Source organism: Marasmitruncus massiliensis (assembly GCF_900186535.1).
Classification (GTDB): domain Bacteria; phylum Bacillota; class Clostridia; order Oscillospirales; family Ruminococcaceae; genus Anaerotruncus; species Anaerotruncus massiliensis_A.
Map to the genome: position 1 here is coordinate 1,372,116 of NZ_FYDE01000005.1, position 20,174 is coordinate 1,392,289.

Consider the following 20,174-nt stretch of genomic DNA (forward strand, 5'->3'; position numbering starts at 1 on the left):
GTTAAAATGTTAGATATCTTAATTTCCGGCGCGCAGATTATCTTTCAGCCGCTTACTTTTCTGTTTATTTTGTGCGGAACCTGTCTGGGCGTTGTATTCGGGGCGATGCCCGGTGTCAGCGCATCTATGGCAGTTGCACTGGCACTGCCGTTTGCCTATTCCATGAGCCCTGTTGTTGCAATTGCCTTTCTCGTCTCGGTATATTGTGCCGCGATTACCGGAGGCGGGGTAACGGCTATTCTGTTTAAAATTCCGGGGACTCCGTCCAATGCCCCTACGACGTTTGACGGTTATCCGATGGCCCAGCGGGGGGAGGCCGGAAAAGCTCTGGGCGTTTCTCTGGTGTGCAGCGCGTTCGGCGGTATGATTGCCGCATTTGCGATGGCTTTGATCAGCCCTCAGCTTTCTGCTGTCGCGCTGAAATTCGGCCCGTCTGAACTGTTCGCCGTATCCTTTCTGGGGCTTTCCGTTTTGACCTGCCTTGACAGCGGCAATATCGTCAAAACGATTATATCCGGATTGATTGGTCTGTGGCTGTCGACCATTGGCATGGACCCGATGCTTGGGCTTGCTCGTTTTACATGGGGAAACAGTACACTGCTGGGCGGTGTTGAAATGATCCCGGTTATGATCGGTATGTTTGCAGTTACAGAAGTGCTCAAAGAAACCACGAAGCCGCGGGTAATGAATGGATCAGACAAACAGACCGGTGTAAAAACAACATTCCCGGGAGTCAAAGAGTTCCTGAGCATTAAATGGGTGATGATCCGGGCTTCCATTATCGGGACGATCGTGGGAATCCTTCCCGGTGCCGGCGCGACAATCGCTTCATTTTTATGTTACACAACGGAAAACAAGCTCAGCAAGCATCCGGAAAAATTCGGTACCGGCTGCATAGACGGTATCGCGGCATCGGAATGCGCCAACAATGCCGCTACCGGAGGCTCCATGGTTCCTTTGCTTTCTCTTGGAATCCCGGGCGGCAACGCGGCGGCCATCATGATGAGCGCCCTGGTAATGATGGGCGTGCAGGTGGGTCCACTGCTTGTGCGCACCCAGCCTGAATATCTCTCCAGCGTGTTTACGTCCATGCTGGTTACCAACATTTTGATGGTTGTAATCTCCATGCTGGTTGCTAAGATTTTTGCGAAGATTCTGGCGGTTCCGTACAGCATTCTCGGGCCTACCATCATCATGCTGGCTGTGATCGGTTCCTATGCGCTGAACAACAACGTCGGAGACGTCATGCTGATGACTATCGCCGGTACGATTGGATATTTGTTTGTAAAACAGGGATTCTCTGCCGCCGCACTGGTTTTAGGATTGGTACTCGGGCAGATGTGTGAATCTAATTTGCGCAGGGCGATCAAAATCGAAAACGGAAATTTGCTGGCTGTATTTTCCAAACCGATTACCGCGGTACTGATGACTGCGTGCATTATTATGCTTGTATATCCGGTTGTCAAGCCGATTATTTCGCGGAAATTCGGCAAAAAGGCGAATGTCTCCGCAGTTTAATTTACCTACTCTCTTACCTCTCATTCGTTTTGTAGAGGTCAAAAAGCCACCGCCCGACAGGCGATGGCTTTTTGACGGACAAGGTCAGCTTTTAAACAGATACGGCAGGGCGGTTTTGCAGATTTGTATAAATTCCAGAGCGGCTTCCGTAAGGGAATCTTCGGACAGAAAACAGACAACAAACTCCCAATGCGGGAAGTAACGTTCCTCAATCCTGTAAAAGCGGACGGATGCCGAGATGTTGCTGAGCATGGAACAGTAGCTGGACGGGACGATGCTGACCCCCAATCCGAAGCTGACCAGACGCATAACCGTATGAATATTGCAGGTTTCAAATTTGATTCTGGGACGAATGCCTGCGGCGTCCAAAATGCGCTGTGCGGCCCGTCTGGTTCCCTGTGTCGGGTGCGTAAGAATAAAATTCCTGTTGGAAACCAATTGCAGATCCAAAAACGGCAGGTCACCGATTGGCTGTTCGGTAATCAGGTCATTCACCGCGTCGTTTGAAGGCACCATCAGCAGAAGGTTTTCCGAACAGATTTGCTGATAAGGGATGCCTGTGTTTGCCAGCGGCAGATGAAGAAGGGCAAGATCAACGCTTCCGTCCAGCAGTTTTGCCTCAATGACGTTAGGGTCTTTCTCAACAAGTTCAATTTCAATTCCAGGGTACACGCCGCTGAAGGTGCGCAGTATTTCGGGAAGTACGACCGCACCGAACTGGCTGGTCGTGCCAATGACCAGATGGCCGGACTGCAGATGGTTGATCTGTGAGATTTCGTTTTCCAGGTCGCGGGTCATTTTCATAATTTGTTTGGCGCAGAGCAGGTACTTTTTTCCCGCATCCGTAGGAATAAGCCCTCCCGGAGTGCGCTTAAACAAAGAAACGTTTAAAGAGTTTTCGATTTTCTGTAAACTTCGGCTGAGGGATGACTGGGACATATCCAGCTTTTCTGCTGCGCGGGAAAGACTCCCCGATTCGGCGATGGCAATCATATAAAGCATTTCTTTGCTGTTCAAAGCAGAGAGCCTCCTCATGTTTAAAATTACGAAAGGGAAGTGCGTAAAATGCCGCTCGATTTGCTTTTCACCCTGCTTGCAGCCTTTTGCGGCGGATGGATTTTATTAAAAGTCAAAGTGCCCGGGGGGATGCTTGTAGGGTCGATTTTAGGAGCGGCCGCTTTGAACATTGCGGCAGGGTCGGCTGTAATGACGGCGGGGGCGAAAGTATTCGCGCAGATTGCCGCGGGCGCTTTTATCGGCTGCACTGTTCGGAAAGAGGATATCCGGGAAATGCGCCGTCTGCTCAAACCGGCGGTCATCACGCTTTCCTGTATGTTGCTGCTGAATCTGGCTGTCGGCTTTGCCATTTATGCGGTCGGAGACGGCCTGGACCTGGTTACGGCGTTATTTTGCGCGGTGCCGGGAGGAATCAGCGATATCCCGATTATCGCTGCGGATCTGGGTGCCAGCGCTCCGCAGGTAGCTGTTATGCAGTTCGTCCGCCTGCTGGTCGGCATTGGGATCTTTCCCGGCCTCATTCACCGGATAACCAGGGGGGAGCCGTCTGAGCCCGTTCAGGCTGAAACACAGCCCCCCGCAGAAACTGAGAAAAAGAAACCGGAAAAGCTGTCCTCTCTTGGGGTGACACTTGCCGTAGCTTCCGCCGCAGGCATTTTGGGAAAATATCTGGGGATTCCTGCCGGCACACTGGTCTTTGCAATGCTGGGAGTCATCCTGCTGAAGCTTTCACGTTTAAAACGGCTTGTGGAGGCGGTTTGAATTTGTATGGCCGGGGGATTCCGTTGACTGGAAGGAGCCTGCTGTCGACGAGATGGTTGACCGCGTACTGAAAAAAGCGGCGCCGGGCGATATCCTGCTGTTTCATGCGGGAAAGAAAAATACTCCCGCCGCTCTGGAAATGATTCTCGACCGGCTTCTGGAGGAGGGGTATCGTTTTGTAACGGTTGGGGAGCTGATTTATCCCGCACCTTATACCATCGACCATGCCGGCAGACAGTCTGCCTTATCATCAAAATAATATGATGAACGGTAATTTTCGCATTTCTATCAGTTTCATGAATCAAAACAGGAAAATTCATCCACCAATGAATTAGAAGATAAAAGTGAAGGAGGATTTTTATGAAGCGTTTTTTCCTGTTTTTCATGTCTATGTTAACGATTGCAGGTTTTGGGCTGAATGTTGCGGCGGCGAACACGCCGCTGGTCAAGCCTGTCTATCCGAAAGCCGCTGCCTATGATGATTATGACACACGGCGCAAAACGGAAGAGGACAATCCGGTTGACGCCGCATTCCTGGCTTCCGTCAATTCGTTTTCCTATGCTTCAGCGTCCAGCATCCTAAGCAAGCAGAGTGAAAACCTGATGTATTCCCCAACCAGCCTCTATATGGCGCTGTCGCTTGCGGCGGCCGGGGCAAAGGGGGCTACGCAGTTGGAACTGCTGAAAACGCTTCAATTCCAAGGTAAGACCACGAGCGAACTTGCAAAACAAAACGGCAACCTGTTCCGGCTGCTTTACAGTGACAATGAAGCCGGAAAATTAAAGATTGCAAATTCGATCTGGCTGCAGCAGGGTGTGGAATTCCGAAAGAACTACCTCAATACCGCCGCAAAGCAATTTTACGCATCCGCTTTTACAGTTGATTTTACCAAAAAGTCGGCCAGGCAGGCGATGGGCAAATGGGTCGCTGACCAGACCAATGGGGTGCTTTCGCCTGATATTCCGGTCGAAAAAGATCAGCTGATGGCAATTATGAATACAGTCTATTTTAAAGACGCGTGGTTATACCATTTTAGCAAAGCAGATACGAAACCGGATGTTTTCCATCTAAAGGATGGAACAACGGTCAATACTGATTTTATGCATACTGCCAATACCGGCAATGCTTTCTGGAAGGGTGAAGGCTATACCGCCGCAGAGATGGACTTTTGCAATGCGGGCAAAATGGTGCTGATTCTACCGAACCGGGGAATTCCGCTGGAAAGTATGGTTTCTGATCCCCAAAAAGTCGCCGCAATGATTCACCCGGAAGGGGTGGAATACCGGGAGGTTCATTTTCCTCTCCCCAAGTTCTCGTTTGGAAGCAGCATGAAGCTGGAAGATCTGCTCCAGACGATGGGAATTCAGACCGCATTTACCGATTCCGCTGATTTTTCCGGTATGCTTTCCAAAGAGAAAGCGAAAATCTCCAAAGTCATACAGGAAACCCACATTTCCATAGATGAGGACGGCGCGGAAGCCGCCGCCTATACAGTCATTATAATGCCGGCGACTGGCGGCGGTGCGTTTAATGACCAAGACCCGATTGAGATGAAGCTTGACCGCCCTTTCCTGTTTGCAATTATTTCAGACAGGCAGACGGATGTCCCGCTGTTTATCGGCGTTGTCAGCAATCCGGCAGAGACCTGACAGCACCCCTAAAGCCGGTTGCCCCCGTTGGTTGACGGATTGCCGTCCACCAACGGGGGTTTTGTAATTTTTGACGGGTTTGGTTTTTCAAACCAGTGCGCAAACTATATGCAAAGGTTTTCATACACTGAAACGGTTCTTTTGTCATCAAATATCACAAAACAGATGATTCAAAAATGTGCATTATCACACATACTATCGGCATTATGCAAACCTTTGCATAAAAATATTTATGTAAAACGGGGAAAAAATGATTTTAGATTGACAAATTAGAAACGAAAATGATAATATGTACTCAAAGAATCATGATTAAACATAAAAATCTTTGCAAATTGCATAGATTTTTTTTAAAATTATTTCTACAAACGATTTCATAACTCTATTTTTTTCGATCGTATATGATTGCCTGCAGCAATGCGGGCAGTATATAAAATGTAATTTTAGGAGGAAAACTCAATGAAAAAAGCACTTGCACTTCTTGTAGCTGCCGCTTTAGGGCTGAGCATGACTGCTTGCGGCGGCGCAGCTTCATCTTCCGGCGCGGCTTCGTCTTCAGGAGCAGCTTCTTCTGCTGGCGGAGCAAGTTCTGCGGCGTCTTCCCAGGCTGCAGGAGAGGGCGGCGAAATCCTGATTGGATGTCTGCAGGATGTCACCGGCGCCACTTCGTCTCTCGGACAGATGGTTCAGGCGGGCGCCCAGTGGGCGGTTGATGAGATCAACGCAAACGGCGGAATCGGCGGCAAGACCATTAAAATGAACACTTATGATACAAAAGGTGATGTAACCGAAGCTGTCAACGCATTTACCAAAGCCGTCACAGTCGATAAGGTCAGCATCATCGTCGGCCCGCCGGTTGCAAACATTGCGCTTGCAATCAAAGAGACCAGCGAACAGTATGATGTGCCTGTTATGGGCTTGGCGCTCGATAGCAATGCCCAACTGAAAACAGACGGGACTCCCTATAAGAATATGTTCAGCTTCCAGCCGAACGCCGATCAGCAGGGCGCGATCATGGCGAAGTACGCAATCAAGAACAATTTTAAAACCTTCGGCGCGATCTATAACGAAAGCAATGCGTACTCCACATCTCTGCTGACACCTTTTGTTGAGACGGTGGAAGGCGCAGGCGGCACGCTGCCGAAAGAACTGCAGGTTGCCTATAATGCAAACGATACCGACTTCAAGACCCTGCTCGCTCCGATCGTAAACGCGAAAGTAGATGCGATCTTCGTTCCGAACTACACCAAAGACCTTGTCAACATCACAACAGCTGCCCGCGCAATCGGGTATGAAGGCGCGCTGGTCTGCGGCCTGGATGCCTGCCCGCCGTTCAATACGATGCTGGGCGGAAGCTGCGATGGCGTTTATTACATCAACAACATCGACGATACCCAGACAGTTCTGCAGGAAATGATCAAGGCAGTCAAAGACAAGACCGGCATCGATGCGACAAACAAATTCTTCCTCGGCTATGATATTGTCCAGGTTGCCGCTCAGGTTTTGAACGAAACAGGCACGGAGGATCCCGAAGCGATCCGCACCGCGATTGAAAATGTCACCGATTTTGAAGGCTTCACCGGCAACATCACCATCGACCCGAAGACCCACATGACAACCGGAATGGAAATGGTTATGTTCACTTATGAAGGCACTACGCCGAAGCTCCTCGAAAAATTCGCAGCATAATTTTCGCACAATATCATTGATCAAAGACGATAGGGATTCCTCTTTTGCGGAGGAATCCCTATATGAAAGGAGGACATACCGTGTCACTGCAGATCGTTGTCAACGGTTTGGCGACAGGTTCGGTTTATGCCCTGATTGCCACCGGATTTTCTCTGATTTTCAACGTCCTGAAGTTTTCCAACTTTTCTCACGGCGCACTGATGACGCTCAGCGCTTTCGCGGGGTATTTTATCGCGGCTCAAAGGGGGTTGGGCCTGATACCCACAGTTCTGGTGGCTATGGTAACCGGCGCATTGGTTGCGCTGGCGGGGGAGTTTATTGCGTTTCGCCGTATCACCTTGCATAACACGTCTCCAGTCTATTTCTTTGTTTCCTCGATCACACTGGGCACGATGTTTGAAGGAATTGTAACCGTCAAGGTCGGTGCAAACTTCTATAACTATCCGCAGTTTTTTCAGAATGCGACGATTAAATTAGGAAATGTCGTTATTTCCACATCGGATTTGCTGATGTTTTGCTGCAGTGCGGTTGCGCTGTTGGTTCTTGCTTATATCATTCAGAAAACACGGGTTGGACGTGGCCTGCGCAGCGTAAGCTTTGACAGGGACACCGCCAGCCTCATGGGAATAGATGTGACGCGCACCATTCAGTTCACCTTTCTTGTTTCGGGTGCGCTGGCCGGACTGGCGGGAGTGTTCCTTGGCATCAATTATACGCTGTATCCCACCCTGGGCAGCCTTGTAGTCAAAGGATTTATCGCGTCGGTGATCGGAGGGCTTGGATCCCTTTCCGGCGCTATTATCGGTGCAGTCCTGCTCGGCCTCATTGAAACGCTGTCGATCAGCATGGTTGGATCCGGATATACGCCTGTCATTACATTTTTACTGATGCTGGTATTCCTGCTTGTACGCCCCAGCGGCATTGCAGGCTCTAATATCCAGGAAAAAGCTTAAGGAGGATCTGAAATGGCCTTATATCTTTCAATATTCACCCAGATCCTGATTACCATTGTGGCGGTTTCCGGTGTTTATGTCCTGACCGGCCTGACCGGGATGTTCAGCCTTGGGCAGGCGGCCTTTATGGCGGTCGGCTCCTATGCATCCGGTATTCTGGTGGTCAAACTCGGTGTTCCGTTTCCGCTGGCCTGCGTGTTGGCGGTTATCATTGCCGTTGCAATTGGCTATGTTGTTGGCTTTCCGACCGTTCGCCTGCGCCGCGACTACATTTCGCTGGTCACGCTCGGCTTCGGTGAGGCGATTACCGCGCTGCTGAACCGGGCAACAAAACTGACGGGCGGCGCTTCCGGATTTATCGGAATCCCGAAAAAAACCACCTTTTTGATGGCGCTGCTGTCTGCAATTGCCGCGATTGCGCTCGTAAGCTGGTTTAAGACCAGCAAATACGGCCGCCAGTGCATTGCTGTGCGCAGCGACGAGCTGGCCGCAAAAGCAATGGGAATCAATGTACCGAAAGTTAAAATGACAGCGTTTTTGTTCAGCGTCGCGGTTACGGCGTTCAGCGGCTGTCTTTACGCGTTTTATATTACTTATGTGGACCCGACCATTTTCGGCTGGAAGAAAAGCGCCGACTGGGTCATCATGGTATTCTTCGGCGGCGTCAACAGCCTGACCGGCTCTGTGGCGGGTGCGTTTATCCTCAGTGGGCTTCCGGAGCTGCTGCGCTCTCTCGATCAGTACCGCAGCATCATCTACGCGATTCTTGTTCTTCTCATCATCAACTTTAAGCCTTCCGGAATTTTCGGAGAGTGGGAACTGACTTTTGGTAATCTTAAAAAACTGGGGAGCAGACGCTCCAGGAAAGCTCTGAAGGAGGGGAAAAACTGATGGCACTGCTTGAAGTCAAAAACATTCATAAAAGCTTTGGCGGCGTAAAAGCCATTCAGGATTTTTCCCTCGAAGCGAATCCCGGGGAAATTCACGGAATCATCGGGCCTAACGGCGCGGGAAAAACAACGATATTCAATGTCATTTCCGGCGTTTATGCGGCAGACCAGGGCTCTGTTACACTTGATAGCAAAAATATCACCAAAATGGAGCAGCACATGATTACCCGCGAGGGCATGGGCCGCACATTCCAGAACATCCGCCTGTTTAAGGGTCTGAATGTGCTGGAAAATGTTCTGTGCGCGTTTGACCCGCAGTCAAAGTACAGTATTGTGGGAGGATTGCTGCCCACGCCGAAGCGTCGCTCGGAGGAAAAACGCGGCCGGGAAATCTGCGAGCATTTTCTGGAGATGGTGGGCATGACGGCGTTCCTAAACGAACGGCCTGAGAATCTGGCCTACGGCATGCAGCGCCGGGTAGAGATCGCGCGTGCGCTGACCTGTAATCCAAAGGTTCTGCTGCTGGATGAACCGGCTGCCGGTTTGAATCCCACCGAGGTCGCGGAACTGACGGAGCTTATACAGCGCCTTTCCAAAGAGATCGGCTTTGCGATTCTGTTGATCGAACATCGTCTGGAACTGGTCATGAGTATTTCTCATCAGATTCACGTACAGAACTTCGGGAAAACCATCGCGGTCGGCACGCCCGCGGAGGTACAGCATAATCCGGAAGTAATTGAAGCCTATCTGGGGAAGGAGGAATAAGCGGTGGCAATGCTGGAAGTTACAGATTTGAGCGTCAGCTATGGCTATGTAAAAGCGCTCAAGCGTGTCAGTGTTGAGGCAAACGAGGGAGAGATCGTCAGCATCATCGGTTCAAACGGAGCCGGGAAAACATCTTTGCTGCGTACCATCTCCGGACTGAAAAAGCCTACCGAAGGTTCGGTGCGGTTTCAGGGAGAAGCACTGCCGCATAAGCCGAATAAAATTGTGGCAAAAGGGATTGTGCACGTGCCGGAAGGCCGGAAGACATTCTCGGGCCTCACAATCCGCGACAATCTTCTGGTGGGCGGTTACCTGTTTAAAGGAAAGGATCTGGAAGAGGAACTGCAGGAGCAGTATAAACTGTTTCCGATTCTCAAGGAGCGGCAAAACCAGTTTGCGGGAACCCTTTCCGGCGGCGAGCAGCAGATGCTTGCCATCAGCCGCGGCCTGATGTCCCGGCCGAAAATCATCCTTCTGGATGAGCCGAGCCTTGGGCTTGCACCCATCATCGTCAACCAAGTGTATGACCTGATCAGACAGATTCGGGATTCCGGCATTACGGTGCTGCTTGTGGAACAAAACGCCCGCAAAGCTCTTTCGATCTGTGATAAGGCTTATGTGCTGGAGAACGGCTTCATCCATATCAGCGGCACAGGGGAAGAACTGCTGCACAGTGATACGGTGAGAAAAGCCTATCTCGGGGGCTGACGCCATGGAAGAACAGCAGAATGATCTTGGTTTCGAAGTGGTGCATTTCGGCGTCAACTGTTCCGGCAGGGAGGAGGCCATGCGGCAGGCGGGACTGTTCCTGCGTCTGTTTGAGATTCTGCCCGCCGAGGGGAAAGATTCCGTTTATGCCGGCCCGCTGGTGGAACTGATGAAGGGAAATGGCCGCGGCACGCACGGACATATTGCGGTGGCGGCAAACAACATCCATGCCGCCCGCGCCTATTTGGAAAGTCTGGGCTGTACCTTTGACGAAGCCAGCGCGAAGTTTAACGACCGCGGCGGATTGATCGTAATTTATCTCAAAGAGGAAATCGCCGGATTTGCAGTGCATCTGTTACAAAAGGAAACGATAGATTGTGAGGCGTAACATTATGATTCGTGAGTGGAACGAAGAATCTTTAGACCATCGGAACACACTTTTATATGCGATGGGAATTTCCGAGGAGGATGCCAAACGCCCGGTGATTGGTCTGGTTAACTCCTGGAATGAAATGAATCCCGGGCACTTTCCGTTTAAAGACGTCATTGCCGAGATGAAGGAAGAAATCTATCAGGCGGGCGGTATTGCGCTGGAACTGCCTGTCAGCGGTATCTGTGACGGCATCTGCTCCAACACCCCCGGAGACCGCTACACCCTGCCCGCGCGCGATCTGGTTTCCAGCGAGGTGGAAACGGTAGCCGAACTGAATATGCTTGAGGGCATGATCGTCATGGCAACCTGCGACAAGGTTGTCCCGGGCATGGTAATGGGCGCACTCCGCGTGAATATTCCCACGGTGATGTTTACAGGCGGTTTTATGGCCGCCGGGCATTACAACGGGAAAATGCTGACACTGACACATACAAAGCAGGCCTATGCAGCCTATATAGCCGGCGACATCAGCCGCGAGGATTACAAGGGAATTGTAAAAAACGCCTGTCCGACGCCGGGGGCATGCCCGTTCATGGGTACCGCCAACACCATGTGCGCGATGGCGGAAGTGCTGGGGCTCACGCCGCATGGAAATGCCAGCGTCCGCAGCCAGAGCCCCGAATGGCATGAAATGGCCCGTTCGGCTGCCAGAAAAGTCATGGAGGCGGTCCATCAGGAACTTCGTCCGCGGGACTTCATCAATCAGGAGAGCTTTGAAAATGTGGTGCGCTACATGATGGCGACCGGCGGCTCCACCAACAGCCTGCTGCACATCCCTGCGATTGCCCGCCAGATCGGCTGCGACATCACACCGGAAACATTTGATCAGATCAGCCGTGAAGTCCCGGTGATCAGCGCAATCTATCCGAACCACCCGACCTATACTATGGAGGAATTTTCCGCCGCGGGAGGGCTCGGCGCGGTCGTGAAGGAACTGGCGGGCGCCGGAAGGATTGCCGGTGATGCGAAAGGCCTGTTCGGCACAATTGAAGAAAAGGCAAAGCTCGCGGAAAACAAAGACCATAACGTCATCCATCCGGTTGCCAGCCCCATTCATGAGCAGGGAGGCCTTGCGGTTCTGCACGGCAATATCGGCAGCGAGAGCGCGATTGTGAAATTCAGCGCGGTGGACCCGGATGCCTGGAAGTTCGAAGGGCCCGCGAAGTGCTATGACTCTCAGGACAGCGCGTGGAACGCCATTCTGAAGGACGAAATTGTAGCGGGAGACGTGGTTATCATCCGCTATGAGGGTCCGAAAGGAAGCCCGGGTATGCCGCATATGGAAACATTTATGGCTGCGGTGCTCGGCAAAGGCATGGGTAAGGACATCGCTTTGGTGTCTGACGGCCGGTTTTCCGGTGCCACTGGCGGCCTTGCCATTGGGCATGTGAGCCCGGAGGCGTATGAAGGCGGAAACCTTGCCTTCATTCAGGATGGTGACAGGATTCATATTGATATTGAAGCAAGAACGCTTACGGTAGATGTCAGTGAAGAAGAGTTCGCCCGCCGCCGTGCATCATGGAAGCCAATTATCAAGCCCGCAACCGGATGGCTTCGGCTGTACCGCAAAAACTGCACATCCGCGCACCGAGGAGCGACCGTCTACTGGGATAAAGATTAACCAGTTCCTTTTTCAAACATGGTTGCAGGCTCTGGAAAAGAATGGTATGATTCATTTTGAGGTGATTGGTTTTGACAAACATTAAAGATGTCGCAGCGATGGCCGGGGTCTCAGCAAGCACCGTATCGCGGGTACTCAGCGGAAAGAGCTATGTAAACGCGCAGACCCGTCAGCGGGTGCTGGAAGCGGTCAAACAGATGGATTACAGCCCCAATGTGCTGGCCAAAAGCCTTAAAATGGGACGCAGCAATACAATTGCGCTCATGGTTCCGAGCATTCAGAACCTGATTTTTCCCGATATCACCCGGGGTGTGGAGGATACGGCGCGTAAAAACGGTTTTACGGTTGTCCTCTGCAATACCGACGAGGATGTCGAAATCGAAAAATCTTATATCAATAAATTAAAAAAGCGCTGGATCGACGGCTTCATCGTCTGCTCGATGATGCCCGGTTCCGACCATATCCGCGTCCTGAGGGACGAAGGGTTTCCGCTGGTGGTTGTCAGCCGCTGCAGCAAGGAAGATCATCTTGACGCGGTCATCGTTGACAACTATCAGGCGGCGTACAATGCAGTTAACTATTTGATCCGCACCGGCCACCGCCGGATCGCGCTGGCCCTCGGCCGCGAGGAGGTGATCCTCTATCGGGAACGCTGTGAGGGATATCTTGCGGCCCTGCGCGACAACCATATCCCGGTGGAGGAAAACCTCATCATGCGGGAGACCAACGGAAATAACAGTTTTTATTATTTAACAAAAAGCATGCTGGCGGGTGATTCCTGGCCGGACGCGATCTTCGCGACAAGCGACCCGAAAGCGATTGTAATTCTGCATGCGCTTCATGATATGGGCGTCCGCATCCCGGAGGACATTTCCGTGCTCGGATTCGATAACGTCTATATGTCCGCGCTGGTGGAGCCGCCGCTTTCCACAGTGGCCCAGCCGCTGTATGAGATGGGCGTTGTGGCGGCTACCAAGCTGATTAACCAAATTAAATTCAAGGATCAGACCGGCCTTCTGCCTGCGCCGGCTGTTGATATCCTGAATACGGATCTTGTGATCCGGAAATCTACCCGCTGAGAGGTTTAAAATGAACTGCTTTGGCATCAATTTATGGAACTGGACAAACGGCCTCGGGCCGGACTGCCTGGGGCTTCCCGCCAAAATTGCGGGAATGGGGTTCGACGCGGTCGAACTGCCGATGACGCAGCCCGCAGTTGATGAGCGGCTGGCGCATGAAATCTGCGCAAACGGCCTCAAGGTGACCCTTTGCGCCGCAATGTCGCCGGGGAGGGACCTTTCCAACTTTGACCCTCAAATCCGCGCGGACACGATGGACTACCTGCTGCGGTGCCTTGATACGGCGCAGCAGCTCGGAGCCGGGGTGTTTGCGGGCCCGCTGTATACGGGCGGGGGAAAACGGCATCTTCTGCCGCCGGAGCAGGCTGCCCGGGAATGGGAGCTGGCGGTGACCGGTCTGCGCACGCTTTCCGCCCGCGCGAAGGAATGCGGCGTGAAGCTTGCCATCGAGCCGCTGAACCGCTACCGGACGAGTGTGGTCAATACGGCGGAGCAGGGGCTTCGTATGGTGCGGGATGTAGGCGAGGAAAATGTCGGAATTCATTTTGATACATTCCACGCCGGTATTGAGGAGTCCGACCTTTGCGGCGCATTGGAAAGTGTGCTCGCAGCGGGCAAGCTTTTTCATCTGCATGCCTGCGCCAATAACAGGGGCGCGCCGGGGCAGGGATTTTTCCCATGGGACCGTATTTTCGGCCTCACCCGCAGTTATGGCTATCAGGGACATATTACAATGGAAACTTTTGCGCCGGGCGGCCTGGACAGCGGCTGGACACAGCTTGGGGAAAGCCCTGACGAGTTGGCGCTTTCCGGGCTGCGTTATCTGCGCAGTATATTTTCTGAATAACTGCCTCAAACGGAGAAGCGTTTGCGGGCATCTTCTGCAAAAATGATTGCAAACGATTGCAGAATTTTCCTTTTGCGTTTTAATTGGTAAGGAAGGTATGGTGATTTTATGGCTTCGCATGAAAAATTTGGGTTTAAGACCTTGGATGAGGTCAGAGATAAAATAACTTCGCTCAAAGCGGATATCCGCCTGAGCGAAGACTTCGCACCTCTGCATAAGCAGGTGAAGGTGGGCAGCAAAACAGCCCCGAACGCAATTGCTGTTTTGCCGATGGAAGGCTGCGACTCCGATCCGGACGGTTCTCCCTCCGAATTGGTGGAGCGGCGCTATCTGCGTTTTGCGGAAGGCGGCGCCGGGCTGCTGTGGTGGGAGGCATGCGCCGTCGTCCGTGAGGGCCGCGCCAATCCGCTTCAGATGATGCTTACAACAGAGAATGTCGGCAAGTTTGCGGCACTGCTGCAAAAAACAAATGCCGCGGCGGAAGCGGCGAACGGTGCGGGTCACCGTCCCCTAAATGTGCTTCAGCTGACGCATTCCGGCAGATATTCGAGGCCGGACGGCCATAAAGGCGCGCCGATCGTGCCGCAGCATGACCCGCTTCTTGACCCCCGCGTGGGGCTTGACCCGGATGCTCCTGTCGTGACGGATGAGTATCTGGATGCGCTGACGGAAAAATACGTCCAATCCGCCCTTCTGGCAAAAGAAGCCGGGTTCGACGGCGTGGATATTAAAAGCTGCCACAGATACCTGCTCAGCGAACTGCTGGCTTCCCATACGCGTGAAGGCAAGTATGGCGGCAGTTTTGAAAACCGGACCCGGTTCCTGCGCGAAACCGTCCGGGCAGTGCGCAAAGCGGTCGGGCAGGATTTTATCATTGCCTGCCGCTTTAATGTGTTCGACGCGCATCCCTATCCTTACGGGTTCGGCGTGGACAAAGAAGACCTGTGGAAGGTCGATTTCACAGAGCCGATGCAGCTGGTGAAAATGCTGGTGGAGGAAGGGGTCGACCTTCTGAGCAATTCGGCGGGGAACCCTTATTACATCTATCCGCAGGTTACGCGCCCCTTTGACCTGTCCAGTATGGGAATCCCGGTCCCGAACGAGCATCCGCTGGAGAGCATGGCGCGGCTGTTTGACTTTACCCGCCGGATTCAGGAAGCCGCCGGGGACGTCCCGGTGGTGGGCAACGGATATACCTGGCTACGGCAGTTCCTGCCTTATGCGGGGGCCGCAAATCTGGCGGACCGCAGCTGCAGCTTTGTGGGGCTTGGCCGTTCCAGCTTTGCCTATCCGGAAGCGCCGCGCGATATTCTGAAAAATGGCAGGATGGAGCCCGGAAGATGCTGCGTTACCTGTTCCAAGTGCACACAGATCATGCGCGATCATGGCCGAACCGGCTGTGTTATCAAGGACAGCGCACTTTATGCGCCCCTGTATAAGCAGGCGCGTGAAGAAACTGACCAGCGTGAACACAGCTTTCAGTGAAAGGAAGGAAAATCGAAATGGGCGAATGGATGAGCCGGGTCGGTCGTGTGGCCGAGCCGATGAAGGTAGATTTTCTGAACAGAAGTGTACCCGCTCCCGCTGAGGGGCAGGTAGTCATAAAAGTAGTTTCCAGCGCCATCTGCGGCAGTGACCTGCATATTTTTAAAGGGAAGCATCCGGCGGTGCCGCTGCCTGTGACCATCGGGCACGAGTTCTCCGGCGACGTCGCGGCGGTCGGAGCCGGCGTGACGGAGGTTCAGGTCGGCGACCGGGTGACGGTGGAACCGTGCCTGGTCTGCGGGAAATGCGAAGCCTGCCGTCATGGAAATTACGGTTATTGCGAACAAATCAGCTTTACTTACCGGCAGGGAGACGGCGCGATGGCCGACTATGTAACGGTGCAGGCACCCTATGTCTACCGCCTGCCGGATGACCTGAGCTATGACGCCGGGGCGCTGATCGAACCGCTTTCGGTTGCAACCCATGCTGTTCGCCGCGCCGATATCAAGCTGGGCGAAACCGTTCTGGTCATTGGGGCGGGCGCAATCGGGATGCTGATTGCCGCAATCTGCAAAAAGAGCGGGGCGGCGAAAGTAATCATAGCCGACCATTCGGATGTCCGGCTGAAAATGGCTCTGGAATTGGGCGCGACAGACGCTGTGAATTCCAAAGAAGAGCCGCTGGAGGCCGCGCTGGCCAGACTGACCGGCGGAAAAGGCGTGGATAAGAGCTTTGAATGCGTAGGGCTGGAAGCCACTTTTGTGCAGGCGATGATGGCCTTGAAGCAGAATGGCCTTGCAACGATTGTGGGAATCTTTGAGAACCCGAACATTGTGATCCCTGCAAGCAGGTTTGTTTCCGGGGAAATCCGGGTGCAGGGGGCACAGGGTTATTGCTGGGACTTCCCGATTGCGCTGAAACTGAGCAGGGAGCTGAACCTGGAAAAGCTGATTACGCATGTTTTTCCTTTGGATGACTTGCAAAAAGCGCTTGAGACCTGCCTGGACCGCAACGCCGGCAGCGTTAAGGTGCTTTTGAAACCGTAGCGGCAGTGCAAGCTTACAAAAAGGAACAGGAGAAAACTATATGAAAAAAACCGCAATTGTCACAGGGGGAAGCCGGGGGATCGGATTTGCGATTGCCCGTCGGCTTGGTCTGGACGGTTTTGCCGTTGTCATTTTTGCAACAACACCCGAGGAAAAAAACAAAGAGAACCTGAAACTGCTTGAAGCTGACGGGACAGAATATCACTATGTACAAGGAAATATCGGCAGCACGGAGGACCGGCGGAGGCTGGTGGACGAAGCGGTATCCAGATTCGGCGGCATCCATGTGCTGGTGAACAATGCGGGCGTGGCGCCGAAAGTGCGTGGCGACCTGCTGGAAATGACGGAAGAAAGCTTTGACTATGTCATCGGCATCAACACAAAAGGAACGATGTTTTTGACGCAGGCGGTTGCCAATCAGATGCTCAAACAGCCGATGGTGGGGAAAAAGCGCGGAACGATTGTCAATGTTTCCTCCTGCTCGGCGGAGGTGTCTTCGGTGAACCGCGGGGAATACTGCGTTTCCAAAGCCGGGGTATCCATGCTGACGACCCTGTATGCGGATCGGCTGGCGCGGGAGGATATTCTGGTGCACGAGGTGCGGCCGGGCGTCATTTCAACAGACATGACCGCCGGAGTACATGAAAAGTATGAATCCCTGATTGAACAGGGCATCTTCCCGATTGCCCGCTGGGGGACTCCGGAGGATGTGGCCGGGGCTGTGAGCGCATTCTGCGGCGACGCGTTCCTGTATACCACCGGCAATTATATTGACATAGACGGCGGTTTCCATATCAAACGCCTGTAATCATTCGGGAGGTGCCTATGAAAACGTCACTGATGCAAACCCCGCAGGGAACGGTCCGGGTTTATTCCATGAATACCGTGATTGTCGGCACGGGTGCGGCGGGCTATAACGCCGCCGACCGCCTGTGGAGTCTGGGCCAGCAGGATATTGCCATTGTAACCGAGCATATCAGGGCGGGAACGTCCCGCAATACCGGTTCTGACAAGCAGACCTACTATAAGCTGACGCTTTCCGGCGGCGAGCCGGACAGTGTGCGGGAAATGGCGGAAACGCTGTTTTCCGGCCAGTGCGTGGACGGCGACCTTGCGCTCTGCGAAGCGGCGCTTTCCGCGCAGGGATTCCTGCGGCTTGCGGAACTTGGTGTACCGTTTCCGCGCAGCCGTTACGGGGAGTATGTGGGCTATAAAACAGACCATGATCCCCGCCGCAGGGCGACCAGCGTGGGCCCGTATACCTCCAAAATCATGACCGAGTGTCTGGAAAAGGCGGTTATGGCAAAGAAGATTCCGATGTTTGACCATATGCAGGTTATTCAGATTCTGTCAAACGGTACAAAAGCATATGGGCTTCTTTGCCTGGATACGTCGTCGCCCGAAGACCTGGATCAACGCTTCGTCGTCTTCCACTGCAAAAATATTATTTATGCGACCGGCGGCCCCGCCGGAATGTATGCGAACAGCGTCTACCCGTTTGGGCATTACGGGGCCACCGGCATCGCTTTTGAAGCCGGGGTAAGAGGGAAAAATCTGACCGAATGGCAGTATGGGCTGGCTTCCGTCAAACCGCGCTGGAACGTGTCCGGCACCTATATGCAGGTCATGCCGCGGTTTATCTCCAAGGAAAAGGATGGTTCCGGCGAACGGGAATTTTTATGCGACTTCTTTCATGATAAAGGGGAGATGCTCACAAAAATATTCCTGAAAGGGTATCAGTGGCCGTTTGACGTGCGCAAGGTAGATAACGGCAGCTCGATCATTGACATTCTTGTCTATTTGGAAAGCTGCAAAGGCCGCAGGGTCTTTCTTGATTTTTGCTCCAATCCGGGAAAGGAAGAGGTCCCTTTCAAAGCGCTGGGAGAGGAAGCGCTCGACTATCTGGAAAAGGCCGATGCCTGCTTCGGTACCCCGTATCAACGCCTGCTGCACATGAATACCCCCGCTGTGGAGTTTTACCGCGGCAAAGGCGTCGATCTGTCACAGGAGCCTTTGGAAATTGCCCTTTGCGCGCAGCACAATAACGGTGGGCTGACGATTGACGCCTGGTGGCAGACGAATCTGGAGGGGTTCTTTGCTGTCGGGGAAGTCAGCGCAAGCCACGGCGTCTACCGCCCGGGCGGCAGCGCACTGAATGCCGGACAGGTCGGTTCCGCCCGCGCGGCCGAATATGTGGCGGCTTGCCGCGCAGGAGAGCCGGAGGAAGAACCGAGGTTTTTCGACCGCGCACAGTCCGGCGTGCGTATTGCGGCGGAGCTGGCGGCTGCTGCAGAACGAAATGTTGCCGGAACGGCTGTACAAAAGCTCTGGGACGCGGCCGCTGAACGCATGAGCCAGTTCGGTTCGGCAATCCGCAGCCGCGACGGGATTTTGACCGCGCTTCGAGAAGTTCAAACAGAGCTGACCACGTTTTCCGACCTTGTCGGCGTTGCTGCGCCCACAGAACTGAGCAGGCTGTTCCGTCTGCGCGATGTCCTGATCTGCCAGTACGTATACCTTTGCGCAATGAAGGATTATATGGAACAGGGCGGCAAGAGCAGAGGCAGCGCGCTCTACACTGATCCCAAAGGGGAAAAGCCTTACTCTGTCCTGCCGGATGCGTTCACCTTCTGTCTGGACGATGGCTCCAGAGGCAGCCTGATTCAGGAGGTAAGCTACCAAAACGGTGACTGCACCTTCCTGTGGAGGCCGGTACGGCCGATTCCGGACGACGACGATTTCTTTGAAAATGTCTGGCGTTCCTACCGTGAAAATAAGAACATCTATTAAAAAACCGGCGGCCCAATGAAATGGGCCGCCGGTTTTTGGCTGTCACCGCATGGAAAAGATACGCATAGCCTCCCGGACATTTGCTTTCATCGCGTCTGTTGCCCACAGGGAGATATCGTGGAAGAATACCGTATCATCCGGGCTTTTGCCCGATAGCTTTCGGATAACCTCCTGCCCGCCGGCAAGGGTCATATAGGTGTAGTAATTGATTTTGGTAATTCCGTTTTTGATCGCGGTTCGAAACTCTGTTTCGGATAAGCCGCTGCCGCCGTGCATGACGAACGGAATATCTACCGCTTCTTTGATTTTAAGGATACGGTCCAGATCGAGCACGGGTTTCACTTTGTAGATGCCGTGCGCGGTGCCGAACGCAATTGCGAGCGCATCCACGCCGGTTCTTTCCACGAAATCACGCGCGGACGAGGGGCTGGTGTAAATATCGTCCGGATTTTCAGGCTGTCCGCTGTTTTCAGATGTGAGAATATGGCCTAGCTCAGCTTCCACCGACACACCGCAGGCGTGCGCAATTCGAACCATCTCTTCTGTCTGCGCCACATTGGCTTCGTATTCGGCGCCGGAGGCGTCATACATGATCGAGGTGAAGCCAAGCCGGATTGCTTTGATACACATTTCAAAGGTGGTGCCATGGTCAAGGTGCACGCAGACGGGAACAGACGCTTTCTTTGCAAAATCCAGCATGACCGGTGCGATTGTTTCAATGGGAATCAGTGTGTTATGTACTTCCGCGTGGTTCAGGATCACCGGACATTGCAGTTCTTCCGCCGCCCCGATAATTGCCAGAACGGATTCCAGATTGGGGCAGTTGAAAGCGCCGACAGCATAGGATTTTTCTTTTGCGTCCGCCAAAAGTTCTTTTAAAGGTACCAGCATCGTAAACACTCCATTTCTATTATTTTCAGAATT

Annotated in this window: 19 protein-coding genes; 17 read left to right on the forward strand and 2 right to left on the reverse strand. The window is 53.1% G+C overall.

Features of this window, described 5'->3' with window-relative positions:
* Positions 1-6 precede the first annotated feature (6 nt).
* Complete coding sequence (locus C1A10_RS14665; RefSeq protein WP_101910961.1) at positions 7-1,518, forward strand: tripartite tricarboxylate transporter permease; 1,512 nt, start codon at positions 7-9, stop codon at positions 1,516-1,518.
* A gap of 84 nt (positions 1,519-1,602) precedes the next feature.
* On the opposite strand, the gene C1A10_RS14670 is transcribed toward C1A10_RS14665, so the two are convergent.
* Positions 1,603-2,535 (reverse strand): LysR family transcriptional regulator, encoded by a 933-nt coding sequence (locus C1A10_RS14670; RefSeq protein ID WP_180951162.1) that lies wholly within the window; start codon positions 2,533-2,535, stop codon positions 1,603-1,605.
* A gap of 48 nt (positions 2,536-2,583) precedes the next feature.
* On the opposite strand from C1A10_RS14670, the gene C1A10_RS14675 reads away from it, so the two are divergent.
* The 16 genes from C1A10_RS14675 (at position 2,584) to C1A10_RS14750 (ending at position 19,250) form a co-directional block, all read left to right on the forward strand.
* Positions 2,584-3,297, forward strand: coding sequence for an AbrB family transcriptional regulator (locus C1A10_RS14675; RefSeq protein ID WP_101910963.1), 714 nt, complete (start codon positions 2,584-2,586; stop codon positions 3,295-3,297).
* 52 nt (positions 3,298-3,349) lie between these two features.
* Positions 3,350-3,556 carry a polysaccharide deacetylase family protein gene (locus C1A10_RS14680; protein WP_145997747.1) on the forward strand — a complete coding sequence of 69 codons (207 nt, stop codon included), beginning with the start codon at positions 3,350-3,352 and terminating at the stop codon, positions 3,554-3,556.
* 101 nt (positions 3,557-3,657) lie between these two features.
* Complete coding sequence (locus C1A10_RS14685; protein ID WP_101910965.1) at positions 3,658-4,947, forward strand: serpin family protein; 1,290 nt, start codon at positions 3,658-3,660, stop codon at positions 4,945-4,947.
* A gap of 456 nt (positions 4,948-5,403) precedes the next feature.
* Positions 5,404-6,633, forward strand: a complete 1,230-nt coding sequence (locus C1A10_RS14690) for an ABC transporter substrate-binding protein (RefSeq protein ID WP_101910966.1) — start codon at positions 5,404-5,406, stop codon at positions 6,631-6,633.
* 80 nt (positions 6,634-6,713) lie between these two features.
* On the forward strand, positions 6,714-7,586 hold the full coding sequence (locus tag C1A10_RS14695; protein ID WP_101911688.1) for a branched-chain amino acid ABC transporter permease: 873 nt from the start codon (positions 6,714-6,716) through the stop codon (positions 7,584-7,586).
* 12 nt (positions 7,587-7,598) lie between these two features.
* The gene (locus C1A10_RS14700; RefSeq protein WP_101910967.1) at positions 7,599-8,477 is read left to right on the forward strand and encodes a branched-chain amino acid ABC transporter permease; all 879 of its coding nucleotides are present in this window, start codon (positions 7,599-7,601) and stop codon (positions 8,475-8,477) included.
* Positions 8,477-9,241 carry an ABC transporter ATP-binding protein gene (locus C1A10_RS14705; RefSeq protein WP_101910968.1) on the forward strand — a complete coding sequence of 255 codons (765 nt, stop codon included), beginning with the start codon at positions 8,477-8,479 and terminating at the stop codon, positions 9,239-9,241. Before C1A10_RS14700 ends, C1A10_RS14705 begins: the two co-directional genes overlap by 1 nt.
* 9 nt (positions 9,242-9,250) lie before the next feature.
* Positions 9,251-9,949 carry an ABC transporter ATP-binding protein gene (locus tag C1A10_RS14710; RefSeq protein WP_341456940.1) on the forward strand — a complete coding sequence of 233 codons (699 nt, stop codon included), beginning with the start codon at positions 9,251-9,253 and terminating at the stop codon, positions 9,947-9,949.
* A gap of 4 nt (positions 9,950-9,953) precedes the next feature.
* Positions 9,954-10,337, forward strand: coding sequence for a khg/kdpg family aldolase/carbohydrate kinase (locus C1A10_RS14715; protein ID WP_101910970.1), 384 nt, complete (start codon positions 9,954-9,956; stop codon positions 10,335-10,337).
* Between the two features lie 4 nt (positions 10,338-10,341).
* Positions 10,342-12,003: a dihydroxy-acid dehydratase gene (gene ilvD, locus C1A10_RS14720; protein ID WP_101910971.1), complete on the forward strand. Its 1,662-nt coding sequence runs from the start codon at positions 10,342-10,344 to the stop codon at positions 12,001-12,003.
* Between the two features lie 71 nt (positions 12,004-12,074).
* The gene (locus C1A10_RS14725; protein WP_101910972.1) at positions 12,075-13,082 is read left to right on the forward strand and encodes a LacI family DNA-binding transcriptional regulator; all 1,008 of its coding nucleotides are present in this window, start codon (positions 12,075-12,077) and stop codon (positions 13,080-13,082) included.
* Between the two features lie 10 nt (positions 13,083-13,092).
* Positions 13,093-13,929, forward strand: a complete 837-nt coding sequence (locus tag C1A10_RS14730; RefSeq protein WP_101910973.1) for a sugar phosphate isomerase/epimerase family protein — start codon at positions 13,093-13,095, stop codon at positions 13,927-13,929.
* A 108-nt stretch (positions 13,930-14,037) separates the two neighbouring features.
* Entirely contained in the window at positions 14,038-15,414 is a 1,377-nt protein-coding gene (locus tag C1A10_RS14735; protein WP_101910974.1) for an oxidoreductase, read from the forward strand.
* Positions 15,415-15,431: 17 nt separating this feature from the next.
* Positions 15,432-16,460, forward strand: a complete 1,029-nt coding sequence (locus tag C1A10_RS14740) for a zinc-dependent alcohol dehydrogenase (RefSeq protein ID WP_101910975.1) — start codon at positions 15,432-15,434, stop codon at positions 16,458-16,460.
* 40 nt (positions 16,461-16,500) lie between these two features.
* Positions 16,501-17,268, forward strand: a complete 768-nt coding sequence (locus C1A10_RS14745) for a 3-ketoacyl-ACP reductase (protein ID WP_101910976.1) — start codon at positions 16,501-16,503, stop codon at positions 17,266-17,268.
* Between the two features lie 17 nt (positions 17,269-17,285).
* Positions 17,286-19,250 carry an FAD-binding protein gene (locus tag C1A10_RS14750; RefSeq protein WP_101910977.1) on the forward strand — a complete coding sequence of 655 codons (1,965 nt, stop codon included), beginning with the start codon at positions 17,286-17,288 and terminating at the stop codon, positions 19,248-19,250.
* A 42-nt stretch (positions 19,251-19,292) separates the two neighbouring features.
* Here the strand turns inward: C1A10_RS14750 and C1A10_RS14755 are convergent, their stop codons facing one another.
* The gene (locus C1A10_RS14755; RefSeq protein ID WP_101910978.1) at positions 19,293-20,141 is read right to left on the reverse strand and encodes a class II fructose-bisphosphate aldolase; all 849 of its coding nucleotides are present in this window, start codon (positions 20,139-20,141) and stop codon (positions 19,293-19,295) included.
* Between the last annotated feature and the right edge of the window lie 33 nt (positions 20,142-20,174).